Here is an 11,168-nt window from a genome sequence, read left to right as displayed (position 1 = left end):
TCGCAGGTGCAAAAAGTTGTCGCGAGCCTTTGCCTTGGGGGTCGCGGCGGGTCAAGCAATCGGCTAGGCGACCTCTCATGAAGCGTATCGTATTTGTCGCGTTGGCGGCGCTCGCCCTCCTGTCCTGCAGGAGCAATCAGACCGAAGCCGCTCCCCCGGTTTCCGGCCAGCGCGTGCAACCGGCGCTGTGGAAAGTTTCCGATGCGGACACGACAATCTATTTGTTCGGCACCATCCACCTGCTGCCAAAGGATCTGGCCTGGCAGTCACCAAAGATCGACAAGGCGATCCGTGCTTCGGATACGCTGATGCTGGAAACAGTGCTGGACCCCGACCCCGCGAAGACGGCCGCTATCATGGTGCAACTGGGGGTTAGTCCGAATCTGCCACCGTTGCTCGATAGGGTGCCTGCAAACAAGCGGGCCGCCTTGCAGAAGGTCGTGGATAAAGCTGGCGTGCCGATGGCGGTGCTCGACAAATTCAAAACATGGGCGGCCGCGCTGACACTCGCCTCGGCAGGACTAAGGGATCTAAACGCCAGCGCGGAATATGGTGCGGAAAAAGTGCTGACTGCGCGGTTTGCGGCGGTTCACAAGCCAGTCGCGGGATTGGAAACACCGACGCAGCAGCTCGGTTATTTTGACGCCCTGCCGGAAGCGGCGCAGCGCACGTTTCTGGTGAGCATTGCCGACGATGATTCGAACGCGGAGGCAGAGTTCAACAAAATGATCGCGGCATGGAGCGCGGGCGATGTGAAACAGATTGCGTTGACGTTCGACGACGAACTGAAGCTATCGCCAGAATTGAGCGAAGCGTTATTGCGGCGTCGGAATGCGAATTGGGCGGCATGGATACAGGCGCGGATGGCGAAGCCGGGAACGGTGTTCATGGCAGTAGGCGCGGGGCATCTGGCTGGCCCCGATTCGGTCGAGGCGATGCTGGCGGCGAAGGGAATCAAGGCGGTTCGACTCCAATAACTTTCAACTTCAAAGGTAGTTTTCACCTATAAGTTGATTTTCGCCGCCTTCGCGGGTATGCGCGCCGCTCCCCGGACCATGGTCATCCCTGGAGGCGTGGCGGGTAATTGGAGACTTAATATGAGCGATCAGCTGACTCTGTCGGCCGAAACGCGCGAGCGGGCAGGCAAGGGAGCCTCCCGTGCTTTGCGTCGTGAAGGCCGCGTTCCTGCCGTAATCTATGGCAACAATGAAGAACCGACCGTCGTGCATCTTGAAGAAAAGATGCTGATGAAGGCGCTTCACACCGGACATTTCATGAATTCGGTCGTCATGATCCAGATCGGTGGTGCCAGCGTGCGCACCCTGCCCAAGGACGTGTCGTTCCACCCTGTGACTGAACGTCCGCTTCATGCAGATTTCCTGCGTATTTCGGAACATGCGAAGGTCACGGTCAACGTGCCTGTGCATTTCGAGAACGAAGAAGCATCCCCCGGCATCAAGCGTGGCGGCGTTCTGAACATCGTTGCGCACGAGCTTGAACTGTCGTGCGACGCGGCTGAAATCCCCGACCAGATCCTGATCGACCTCACCGGCTATGAAGTCGGCGATACGATCCACATTTCGGCTGTGACGCTCCCCAAGGGCGTAACATCGACGGTCCACGACGACGATTTCACGATCGCAACGATCGTTGCTCCGTCGGCGCTCAAGTCGAGCGAAGGCGACGAAGACGAAGCTGCTGCCGAGGGCGAAACCCCCGCAGCTTAATTTACTGCTCGCCCCGGTTATATGCCGGGGCGACAGTTTTCAGGAGCAGCGGTGCAACTCTGGGTCGGCCTCGGCAATCCGGGTGCTTCCTATGCCATGCAGCGACACAATGTCGGCTTCATGGCGGCGGACGCGATCGCGGAAGTGCATCGATTCGACCCGTGGCGCGTGCGCTTTCAGGGCTGGGCCGCTGAAGGGCGCATTGCGGGTGAAAAGATCATCCTGTTAAAGCCTGCGACATTCATGAACGAAAGCGGCCGCAGCGTCGGTGAAGCATTGCGCTTCTATAAGCTGGCGGTCGGAGACGTGACCATATTTCACGATGAACTCGATCTTGCGCCATTCAAGGTCAAGGTGAAGACCGGCGGTGGAACGGCCGGCCACAACGGCTTGCGATCGACCGACGCCCATATCGGCAACGAATTCCGCCGCGTGCGAATCGGCATCGGCCATCCGGGTCACAAAGACCGCGTGACAGGCTATGTGCTGGGCAATTATGCGAAAGCCGAAATCGACCCGCTGGCCGACCTGCTTGGAGCAATCACTTCCGAAGCAGAATGGCTGGCGAAGGACGATAACGTGCGATTTATGAATGATGTCGCCCTACGACTTACGAACTAGAGCGACTGGCGAGTTAAAGGACTGACATGGGTTTCAAATGCGGGATCGTCGGGCTGCCCAATGTTGGCAAGTCCACTCTTTTCAACGCGCTGACGGAAACGGCGGCGGCGCAGGCGGCCAACTATCCGTTCTGCACGATCGAGCCGAATGTCGGTCAAGTCGCGGTGCCCGACGATCGGCTTTATACCATAGCAAAGATCGGTGGGTCGGCAAAGATCGTCGAGACGCAATTGGCGTTCGTCGATATCGCCGGGCTGGTCCGCGGCGCTTCGACAGGCGAAGGTCTGGGCAACCAGTTCCTCGGCAACATCCGTGAGGTGGACGCGATCGTCCACGTCCTGCGCTGTTTCGAAGGTGGCGACGTTACGCACGTCGAAAATAAGGTCGATCCGATTGCGGACGCCGAGACGGTCGAAACCGAACTGATGCTGAGCGACCTCGACAGTCTCGAGAAACGCGTGCCGAACCTTCTTAAAAAGGGAATGCAGGGCGATAAGGAAGCCAAGGCAGCCGCTGCCGTCCTTAGCCGTGCGCTGGACCTGTTACGCGCTGGCAAGCCTGCGCGGCTAACCGTCCCCGCTGACGAGGACGAGACGCGGCTGTTCGAACAGGCTCAGTTACTGACGGCAAAGCCGGTGCTGTACGTCTGCAACGTCGACGAAGGATCTGCGGCCGAAGGCAATGCCCTGTCCGCACGCGTGTTCGAAAAAGCCAGGGCCGAGGGCGCACAGGCAGTCGTGATTTCGGCGGCGATCGAGGCCGACATATCCACAATGGCTGTCGAGGATCGCGCTGAGTTCCTGAGCGATCTCGGCCTGACCGAAACCGGTCTGACCCGAGTCATCCGCGCCGGTTACGAATTGTTGCACCTCATTACCTTCTTCACCGTCGGTCCGAAAGAAGCCCGCGCATGGACCGTCCACAAGGGCGCATCGGCTCCGAATGCCGCTGGTGTGATTCACACCGATTTCGAAAAAGGCTTCATCCGTGCGGAGACCATGGCCTATGACGACTATGTCGCATGTGGTGGCGAAGCAGGCGCTCGCGAAGCGGGCAAATGGCGATCCGAAGGCAAGGATTACATTGTCCTCGACGGTGATATCATGCTGTTCCGGTTCAACGTCTGAGGAGAAGTCGACGTGCTGTATTTCGAGGATATCGAACCGGGCCGCAAATCCGCATTCGGGCGATACGAAGTCACGCGCGAAGAGGTGATCGAGTTCGCATCAAAATACGATCCTCAGCCGTTTCACCTGTCCGACGAAGAAGCGGCAAAGACCTATTTCGGTCGCCTCTCCGCAAGCGGATGGCACACGGCGGCCATGATGATGTCGATGCTGGTGACAAACTTTTCCGACGTTCAACAGGCCGGTTTGGGTTCACCTGGCATCGACGAACTGCGTTGGCTGAAACCAGTTTACCCAGGCGACGTACTTCGCGTGGAAAGCGAAATCATCGACAAGACTCCGTCTCGCAGCAAGCCTGAGATGGGGTCGTTCCGGAGCAAGTCTACGATATTCAATCAGAACGACGAGCGAGTGATGACGGTAATCTCGATCGGCCTAATCCGCCGCCGGCCTGCCAAGGAACTTGTCCCCGAAAGTTAGTACCGGAACCTCGCCAAAGTTTTAGTGACCCGCGAAGGCCATCAAGCTGCTTACGTTGACTCCCGCCTCACGCATTCGGTTGGCACCGCCAAGATCCGGTAGATCGATTGCGAATATCGCACCAGCAACTTCGGCACCCGCTTCGCGCAACAGCGATACGCACGCCATCGCAGTCCCGCCGGTCGCGATCAGATCATCGATGATAAGCGCGCGATGACCGGGTAATACCGCACCTACGTGCAGTTCAAGCCGGTCCGTGCCATATTCCAGCGCATAATCGACGCCAAGCGTCGCACCGGGCAGCTTGCCCTTCTTGCGGGCGGGAATGATCCCTGCTCCCAGCGCAACCGCAACCGGGGCACCGAACAGAAACCCGCGGGCATCTATCGCAATAATACGATCAACATTCAGTGGGCGGGCCAGCTCGACCATCGCGGTGACTGCCACAGCAAACCCTTCGCCATCGGCGAGCAGGGTAGAAATATCGCGAAACTCAATCCCCGGCTTCGGAAAGTCGGGGATCGTGCGAACGAGGGATTTCAGGTCGATCATGAAATCCCCCGCTTCGGATCAGAGGCTCTTGTTCTTCTTGTCTGCCCAGATCGACTTATAAGCCATGTAGGTCAGGCTCGTGAAGACGAACAGGAAGATCAATGCTGCCCAGCCAACGCGGTGGCGCTGGTCAAGCTTCGGTTCGGCAGTCCACATCAGGAATGCGCTGACATCCTCCGCCATCTGCGGAACGGTCGCCTTGGTTCCGTCCGAATAGCTGACCTGTCCTTCACCAGTCAGTGGCGGAGCCATCGCGAGGTTCAGGTTAGGGAAGTACGGATTATAGTGGAGCCCCGTAGGGGTTTTCACATCTGGATACTTCTTGAGCAATTCGGCTGGCTGCGTGCCGTAGCCGGTCAGAAGGCGATAGATATAGTGCGGCCCCTCGTCGCGAGCCTTGGCAAGCAGCGACTGATCAGGTGGGATCGCATTGTTGTTGGCAGCGCGTGCCGCAATGTCATTGGCGAATGGCAACGGGAAACGATCCGAAGCAACCGATTTGCGCGTCGATGGCTCACCCGTGTCAGGGTTCAGCGTCGGCGTTTCGATCGCCCAGCCCTTTGCAATTGCCTTAACCTCTGGCTTCGAGAAACCGATTTGCTCGAGGTCGCGGAAAGCCACCAGTTTCAGCGAATGGCAAGCCGAACAGACTTCCTTGTAAACTTGGAAGCCACGCTGAAGCTGCTGGTTGTTATAAGTGCCGAAGGGACCGTCGAACGAGAACGAAATGTCCTTTTTCGGCTGAAAATGATGCTGAACATAATGCTCGGCGCTCATCTGCGGTGGCGACTGGATATAGGCCACCGCGCCCCAAAGAAGTGACCAGAGTACCGCGGTAACGATACCCAGACCTGCGAGAATGCCTATCGGACGAACCATCGATACTTCCTTATTCGGCCGGAGCGAGCGGCGATTTGCCACCGGCCCCAAGCGACGCGCTTTCCTGTGCTTCACCAAGCACGCTTTCTGTAATCGAATTCGGAAGCGGCAAAGGCCGTTCCAGCATCGACACCAGCGGCAGGATGATGAGGAAATGCGCGAAATAATAGGCGGTCGCGAGCTGCGAGATCATCACATAAGGCTCTTCAGCCGCCGAACCACCGCAATAGCCGAGGATCAGCACGTCGGCGACGAGCACCCAGAAGAACTTCTTAAAGATCGGGCGATAATTGCCCGAACGCACCGGCGACGTGTCCAGCCAAGGCAGGAAGAAGAGCAGCAGGATCGAACCGAACATCGCCAGAACACCGAGCAGCTTTGCCGGTATCCAGAAGAAGTCCGACGTGAAGGCGCGCAGGATCGCGTAAAACGGCCAGAAATACCATTCTGGAACGATATGCGACGGCGTCGAGAGCGGGTTGGCAGGAACGTAATTCACCGCATGTCCCAGCGCGTTTGGCGCAAAGAACATCAGCGCCGTGAATACGATCAGGAAGATGCCGAGTCCGAAGCCATCTTTCGCCGTGTAATACGGATGGAAAGGAACGGTATCCTGCGGTCCCTTTACGTCCACACCGGTCGGGTTCGACGAACCCGGGATGTGCAGCGCCCAGATGTGCAGAATGATCGTACCAAGAATAACGAACGGCAGCAAATAATGCAGCGAGAAGAAACGGTTCAGCGCGGCGTTATCGGGAGCAAAACCACCCAGCAGCCACTGCTGGATGCTCGTGCCAACGACAGGAATTGCCGAGAACAACCCGGTAATCACCTTCGCGCCCCAGAAACTCATCTGACCCCATGGGAGAACATAGCCCATGAACGCGGTTGCCATCATCAGAAGAAAGATAACGACACCGAGCAACCAGATCATTTCCCGTGGCGGCTTGTACGACCCGTAAAACAGACCGCGGAAGATATGCAGGTAAACGACGATGAAGAACATCGACGCTCCATTTGCATGAGCATAACGCAGGAACCAGCCCGCATTAACGTCACGCATAATGTGCTCGACCGAATCGAAGGCGATGCTCGCGTCGGCGCGAAAATGCATGGCCAACACGATGCCGGTGACGATCTGGATCATCAGCGCAGCCCCTGCGAGCACACCGAAGTTCCAGAAGTAATTCAGGTTGCGCGGGACCGGATAACCGGCACCGACTGCGTTATAGATGAAGCGCGGCAGCGGAAGCTTCTCGTCCATGTAACGCATGAACGGATGCTTCGGCGCGTAATGCTGGGCCCAGGGAAAGCTCATACTTTGGCTCCGACTTCGACGGCCGTTGCAGACCGGAAAACATAATCGGGAACTTCGAGGTTCTTCGGCGCAGGCCCCTTACGGATGCGCGCTGCCGTGTCGTAAGACGAACCGTGACAAGGGCAGAAATAACCGCCGAATTCACCGCGCGGCTCACCTTCAGCAGCACCCAACGGCACACAGCCAAGGTGCGTACAAACGCCCATCGTAATAAGCCACTCTGGCTTGCCCGGCTTGGTCCGCTGAGCCAGCGTCTGCGGATCGCGGAGCGTGGCCACAGGAACCGCATTCGCTTCGGCAATCTCTTTCGCGGTCAGATGACGCACGAAAAGCGGCTGCTTGCGGTATATCGCCTTGATCGCCTGACCCTCGGCAATCTTTGCGATATCAAGCTCGACGGTCGCTTCCGCGAGCACATCGGCAGATGGATTCATCTGGTTGATGAGCGGTACGACGACCGCCACAGCACCCACACCAGCAAAGCTGATTGCCGCGATATTCAGGAAATCGCGACGACGAAGTTCGGTTTCACCCTCAATGGCAGCGTCGCTGCTGTCGATCACCGGCGTTTCGGCCATGCGTTAAAAGCCCTTGCAATGAGATGCGCCCCCGGCACCGGCCGCCTGACTAGCGGATGCCGCGCTGATAGCGTGAAGCTTCGTCCTTGCAAACGCGAAATTGACGCTATTGTGACTGATGGCCCCCCTGCACTAAGCGGCGCGCATGAGAATTGCGCTTTATCAGCCCGAAATTGCGGGCAATGTCGGGGCTATCTTGCGGCTCGCAGCTTGTTTTGGCGTGGGAGTCGATTTGATCGAACCTTGCGGATTCGTGTTTTCCGACGCGAAACTGAAACGCGCCGGGATGGACTATATCGATCACGTCGAACTGGTCCGCCATTCGGACTGGGACAGTTTTCGCGCCCAGCACAGCGGTCGGCTTATGCTGATGACCACCCGTGGCAACGACACGTTACACGATGCCTCGTTTCTTTCCGACGACATTTTGCTGTTCGGGAACGAAGGGTCTGGCGTGCCGGACGAGGTGGCGGCGGCCTGCGATGCACGCCTTCGCATTGCGATTCGCCGTGAAGTGCGTTCGTTCAACCTGTCGGTCGCTTGCGCAATTGCGGTGGCCGAAGCACTGCGCCAAACTGGAGGACTACCCGAATGATCGAACTCGATGCCGAACAGGCCACCGCGCGGGCATGGTTCGAAGCGCTGCGCATCCGGATCTGCAGCGAATTCGAGAGCATCGAGCGCGAGTCGGGCAGCGACGCCAATTTCATCTACACGCCATGGAACCGCGACAACGACCCGTCGGCAGCGGGCGGCGGCGGCGTGATGGGCACGATGAAGGGAAAGGTTTTTGAAAAAGCCGGCGTCAACGTATCGACGGTCGGCGGCTCGTTTTCTCCTGAATTTGCCAAGACCATTCACGGAGCGGCCGAGAATCCTCAATTCTTTGCCACCGGAATCAGCCTAGTCGCGCACATGATGAATCCGCATGTCCCCGCCGTTCACATGAACTGCCGGTTCCTGGTTACCGGCAAACGCTGGTTCGGCGGCGGTGCCGATCTGAATCCTGCGCTGCCGATTGCGGAAGATACCGCGGATTTTCACGCTACCCTGAAAGCCGTGTGCGACGCGCACAAGGCGGGCGACTATCCGCGGTTCAGCAAATGGGCGGACGATTATTTCTATATCCCCCATCGCGGCGTTCATCGCGGCGTCGGCGGCATTTTCTTCGATCATCTCGAGGGATCGTTCGAGGATGGTTTTGCCTTCACACGCGCGGTCGGGGAGGCTTTTCTGGACGTTTTCCCACGGATTGTGCGCCTGCGCATGGGCATGCCCGTTACCGATGCCGACAAAGCTGCCTTACTCGCCTGGCGGGGGCGTTATGCCGAATTCAACCTGGTTTATGATCGGGGAACGTCGTTCGGCCTGAAGACCGGTGGCAATATCGACGCCATATTGATGAGCCTGCCCCCGGTCGCAACATGGGCCTGACGCCTGTTCCAGACGATCAAATCGCTACGGTCGTCACCTCGCTCGAGATGATGGCTCGCCCGGCCTTGCGTCCCATGCCTGAGAGTCGGTTGCGCATAATTCGCTGGAAGTCGCCAGCGCTCGATAAATATCGTGCGCTGTTCAGCCGGGTCGGCGAACGGTGGATGTGGTTTTCGCGTACAGTTATGTCGGACGAGGCGTTGCAGGCGATCATCGGCGATCTCGCTGTCAAGGTATATGCCGTCGTCGACCCATCAGGCCTCGAAGTGGGCATGCTTGAACTCGACTATCGTGAAGCCGTTACGTGTGAAATTTCCTTCCTCGGCCTCATTCCCGAACTGAATGGCGCAGGGCATGGCCGCTGGCTGATGGCGCAGGCGCTGATGCGCGCATGGCGACCCGACATCGCACGGGTCTGGGTCCACACGTGCACCCTCGACCATCCATCGGCGCTGAATTTCTACCGTGCGCAGGGGTTTACCGCGTTCCGGCGCGAGGTAGAGACTTTCGCCGATCCGCGACTAACCCGCCAAATGCTTGCCGACGTCGCTCCTCAGATACCGTTGTTGAGCCGCCGATAAAGCATTGCGAGAAATACCGCCGCGAACGTCGATAGCGCCGCTGTGACGGTACCGACCGCCAGCGCCGTCAACGCAACTGTAACGAACGGCGAATCGATAGCCCGGCCCAGCAATTCGAAGGCGCTTCCCAGAACGAACCGAACGACCGTAGTCAGAACAATCGTCGTGATGAAATAAACGATCGCCGCAAGGATCAGACGCGCGATCACACCGCGCGTCATCGCAAACGCGGTTTTAAGCGACGCGATCACACCTGGCTGCTTGTCGACGATCAGCGAATATAAAGTGCTGAGACGAAGGCTGACCCAGATAGCGACACAGGCAAAAACCAGAAAATAGAGCGAAACCCATCCCGGCAGCTTCGTATATGTCGCAGGGATGTTCGGATTGACCCCGCTCTGGAAGAAACCGATGAGCGCGGGAAGGGCGAATAGAGTTGCAGCCGTGCCGATCAGGAATGCCGTCCCCAGCAATGTCGGCAATCGCCGTGCCGCCAGCGACAGCGCCTCACCCACGCTGCTCCCTGGTCGCAGGACAAGTGCTATGATCGCCAATTGGCCGATGACCGTCCAAAGCAGGGCGACAAAGGTCAACAGCGAAAACAATGCGTTAGGCGGAGAGCCCAGAACCGCCGGATTTACCAGCGAATTCACGACATTCCCTACAAGTGAAGTAGCGAGCGCGAGCGGGATAACCAGTCCGGCCTCGCGACGCAGAAAAGCGACTGTGTCTTCCCAGACGACATTCATTGAAATCATCGTCATCCCCAAATCGCTGGCACTAGCGCGTTGGCCCGCTCTAGCCCCGCCCCGCGACCGGTGGCAAGACGCTGCGCATGACTGGTCAGAATGACATCGAATGGAAGATTTCGGATACGCTTGTCCCATATCCGGAAGCGCTCGCATGGATGGAAGCGCGGGCGACGGCCATCGCGGAAGGCACTGCGCGCGAATGCATCTGGCTGCTGGAACACCCCCCGCTTTATACAGCAGGGACCAGTGCCGACACCGCCGAGCTGCTCGATCCGCGTTTTCCCGTGTTCGATGCAGGCCGTGGCGGGCGCTACACCTATCATGGCCCCGGTCAACGGATCGGATATCTGATGATCGACCTCAACAAGCGTGGGCGCGACATCCGCCGCTTCGTGCATGCGGTGGAAGGCTGGGTGATTGCGACGCTCGGCAAGCTGGGCATTGAAGCGCGCCGCGAACCAGGGCGCATCGGCATCTGGACTGACGACGCAGGACAGGAGGCAAAGATCGGCGCAATCGGCATCCGGGTACGTCGCTGGGTGTCCCTCCACGGGTTTTCAGTCAACATATCGCCCGATCTATCGCATTTCGGGGGCATCGTGCCGTGCGGACTGGCCGAATTCGCGGTTACGAGCATCGCCAACCTCGGCAACCCTGCGACAATTTCCGCTTTCGATTCCGCGCTTTGCGGAGGACTTTCCGATTTCCTGCACGAAATTGGGCAACAACAATCCGCTTGAGGACGCCCTAAAGAAAAGCTAATGCACACGTCGATTTGGGTATTAACGGCAAATGCCGCCCGATCATGTTATCTAGGGAGCACGAATATGCGCAAGATCGTTACACTTTCGATGGTGGCTGCAGCCGCTTTGGCCATTTCGGCCTGTGGCAAGAGCGAGCCAGCCAATTCGGACGCCAACGCAATGGTTACCGAAATGAATGCTTCGGATGCCATGGAAGGCACCACGAATGATTCGATGACCAACGTCGACGGCGCAATGGGTGCCAGCGACAACATGGTGGCCGGCAACGTGGCTGCCGACAATGCTATGGTCGGCAGCACTGCTGACAACGGCATGGCCGGTGGCAACACTATCAAATAAGCTTCGATTGATTTCG

General features: G+C 58.3%; 15 protein-coding genes. 10 read left to right on the top strand and 5 right to left on the bottom strand.

Annotation, left to right across the window (positions count from 1 at the left end):
• Window positions 1-77 precede the first annotated feature (77 nt).
• From D3Y57_RS16450 to D3Y57_RS16430, 5 genes are all read left to right on the top strand, one after another.
• Window positions 78-977, top strand: a complete 900-nt coding sequence (locus D3Y57_RS16450) for a TraB/GumN family protein (RefSeq protein WP_121154331.1) — start codon at window positions 78-80, stop codon at window positions 975-977.
• 120 nt (window positions 978-1,097) lie between these two features.
• Window positions 1,098-1,727: a 50S ribosomal protein L25/general stress protein Ctc gene (locus D3Y57_RS16445; RefSeq protein WP_121154329.1), complete on the top strand. Its 630-nt coding sequence runs from the start codon at window positions 1,098-1,100 to the stop codon at window positions 1,725-1,727.
• Window positions 1,728-1,778: 51 nt separating this feature from the next.
• Window positions 1,779-2,348, top strand: a complete 570-nt coding sequence (gene pth, locus D3Y57_RS16440) for an aminoacyl-tRNA hydrolase (protein WP_121156074.1) — start codon at window positions 1,779-1,781, stop codon at window positions 2,346-2,348.
• 26 nt (window positions 2,349-2,374) lie between these two features.
• Complete coding sequence (gene ychF / locus D3Y57_RS16435; protein WP_121154327.1) at window positions 2,375-3,475, top strand: redox-regulated ATPase YchF; 1,101 nt, start codon at window positions 2,375-2,377, stop codon at window positions 3,473-3,475.
• Window positions 3,476-3,487: 12 nt separating this feature from the next.
• The gene (locus D3Y57_RS16430) at window positions 3,488-3,955 is read left to right on the top strand and encodes a MaoC family dehydratase (RefSeq protein ID WP_121154325.1); all 468 of its coding nucleotides are present in this window, start codon (window positions 3,488-3,490) and stop codon (window positions 3,953-3,955) included.
• Between the two features lie 21 nt (window positions 3,956-3,976).
• Here D3Y57_RS16430 and D3Y57_RS16425 read toward each other — a convergent pair whose 3' ends face one another.
• Genes D3Y57_RS16425 through petA form a run of 4 tightly spaced genes read right to left on the bottom strand, consistent with a single transcriptional unit; the run spans window position 3,977 to window position 7,282 of the window.
• The gene (locus tag D3Y57_RS16425; RefSeq protein ID WP_121154323.1) at window positions 3,977-4,507 is read right to left on the bottom strand and encodes an adenine phosphoribosyltransferase; all 531 of its coding nucleotides are present in this window, start codon (window positions 4,505-4,507) and stop codon (window positions 3,977-3,979) included.
• Between the two features lie 18 nt (window positions 4,508-4,525).
• Window positions 4,526-5,386 (bottom strand): cytochrome c1, encoded by an 861-nt coding sequence (locus D3Y57_RS16420; protein WP_121154321.1) that lies wholly within the window; start codon window positions 5,384-5,386, stop codon window positions 4,526-4,528.
• Between the two features lie 10 nt (window positions 5,387-5,396).
• Window positions 5,397-6,704 (bottom strand): cytochrome b, encoded by a 1,308-nt coding sequence (locus D3Y57_RS16415; RefSeq protein WP_121154319.1) that lies wholly within the window; start codon window positions 6,702-6,704, stop codon window positions 5,397-5,399.
• On the bottom strand, window positions 6,701-7,282 hold the full coding sequence (gene petA / locus D3Y57_RS16410) for a ubiquinol-cytochrome c reductase iron-sulfur subunit (RefSeq protein ID WP_121154317.1): 582 nt from the start codon (window positions 7,280-7,282) through the stop codon (window positions 6,701-6,703). The genes D3Y57_RS16415 and petA overlap by 4 nt, the downstream gene beginning before the upstream one ends.
• Window positions 7,283-7,427: 145 nt before the next feature.
• On the opposite strand from petA, the gene D3Y57_RS16405 reads away from it, so the two are divergent.
• From D3Y57_RS16405 to D3Y57_RS16395, 3 genes are read left to right on the top strand one after another with little or no spacing between them, the layout of a single operon-like run.
• The gene (locus D3Y57_RS16405; protein ID WP_121154315.1) at window positions 7,428-7,877 is read left to right on the top strand and encodes a tRNA (cytidine(34)-2'-O)-methyltransferase; all 450 of its coding nucleotides are present in this window, start codon (window positions 7,428-7,430) and stop codon (window positions 7,875-7,877) included.
• Window positions 7,874-8,716: an oxygen-dependent coproporphyrinogen oxidase gene (gene hemF / locus D3Y57_RS16400; RefSeq protein ID WP_121154313.1), complete on the top strand. Its 843-nt coding sequence runs from the start codon at window positions 7,874-7,876 to the stop codon at window positions 8,714-8,716. Before D3Y57_RS16405 ends, hemF begins: the two co-directional genes overlap by 4 nt.
• Window positions 8,707-9,297 (top strand): GNAT family N-acetyltransferase, encoded by a 591-nt coding sequence (locus D3Y57_RS16395; RefSeq protein ID WP_121154311.1) that lies wholly within the window; start codon window positions 8,707-8,709, stop codon window positions 9,295-9,297. The genes hemF and D3Y57_RS16395 overlap by 10 nt, the downstream gene beginning before the upstream one ends.
• On the opposite strand, the gene D3Y57_RS16390 is transcribed toward D3Y57_RS16395, so the two are convergent.
• Entirely contained in the window at window positions 9,270-10,061 is a 792-nt protein-coding gene (locus D3Y57_RS16390) for a hypothetical protein (protein ID WP_121154309.1), read from the bottom strand. The genes D3Y57_RS16395 and D3Y57_RS16390 overlap by 28 nt on opposite strands.
• Before the next feature lie 71 nt (window positions 10,062-10,132).
• Here D3Y57_RS16390 and lipB point away from each other — a divergent pair, with 71 nt between their 5' ends.
• Both lipB and D3Y57_RS16380 read left to right on the top strand, forming a co-directional pair.
• Window positions 10,133-10,789, top strand: coding sequence for a lipoyl(octanoyl) transferase LipB (gene lipB, locus D3Y57_RS16385; protein ID WP_121154307.1), 657 nt, complete (start codon window positions 10,133-10,135; stop codon window positions 10,787-10,789).
• Between the two features lie 87 nt (window positions 10,790-10,876).
• Complete coding sequence (locus D3Y57_RS16380) at window positions 10,877-11,152, top strand: hypothetical protein (RefSeq protein ID WP_121154305.1); 276 nt, start codon at window positions 10,877-10,879, stop codon at window positions 11,150-11,152.
• Window positions 11,153-11,168 lie beyond the last annotated feature (16 nt).

Origin of the sequence: Sphingomonas paeninsulae (assembly GCF_003660165.1) — a bacterium.
GTDB lineage: Bacteria > Pseudomonadota > Alphaproteobacteria > Sphingomonadales > Sphingomonadaceae > Sphingomonas_O > Sphingomonas_O paeninsulae.
Note: the sequence above shows the minus strand (reverse complement) of the source record. Positions and strands in the feature narration are given on the sequence as shown.

Bases quoted from the DNA above. Each gene is read 5' to 3' on its own strand.
- D3Y57_RS16450 (WP_121154331.1), top strand. From the start codon at position 78: ATGAAGCGTATCGTATTTGTCGCGTTGGCGGCGCTCGCCCTCCTGTCC.
- D3Y57_RS16445 (WP_121154329.1), top strand. From the start codon at position 1,098: ATGAGCGATCAGCTGACTCTGTCGGCCGAAACGCGCGAGCGGGCAGGC.
- ychF (WP_121154327.1), top strand. From the start codon at position 2,375: ATGGGTTTCAAATGCGGGATCGTCGGGCTGCCCAATGTTGGCAAGTCC.
- D3Y57_RS16425 (WP_121154323.1), bottom strand. From the start codon at position 4,507: ATGATCGACCTGAAATCCCTCGTTCGCACGATCCCCGACTTTCCGAAG.
- D3Y57_RS16420 (WP_121154321.1), bottom strand. From the start codon at position 5,386: ATGGTTCGTCCGATAGGCATTCTCGCAGGTCTGGGTATCGTTACCGCG.
- D3Y57_RS16415 (WP_121154319.1), bottom strand. From the start codon at position 6,704: ATGAGCTTTCCCTGGGCCCAGCATTACGCGCCGAAGCATCCGTTCATG.
- petA (WP_121154317.1), bottom strand. From the start codon at position 7,282: ATGGCCGAAACGCCGGTGATCGACAGCAGCGACGCTGCCATTGAGGGT.
- D3Y57_RS16405 (WP_121154315.1), top strand. From the start codon at position 7,428: ATGAGAATTGCGCTTTATCAGCCCGAAATTGCGGGCAATGTCGGGGCT.
- hemF (WP_121154313.1), top strand. From the start codon at position 7,874: ATGATCGAACTCGATGCCGAACAGGCCACCGCGCGGGCATGGTTCGAA.
- D3Y57_RS16395 (WP_121154311.1), top strand. From the start codon at position 8,707: ATGGGCCTGACGCCTGTTCCAGACGATCAAATCGCTACGGTCGTCACC.
- D3Y57_RS16390 (WP_121154309.1), bottom strand. From the start codon at position 10,061: ATGACGATGATTTCAATGAATGTCGTCTGGGAAGACACAGTCGCTTTT.
- lipB (WP_121154307.1), top strand. From the start codon at position 10,133: ATGACTGGTCAGAATGACATCGAATGGAAGATTTCGGATACGCTTGTC.
- D3Y57_RS16380 (WP_121154305.1), top strand. From the start codon at position 10,877: ATGCGCAAGATCGTTACACTTTCGATGGTGGCTGCAGCCGCTTTGGCC.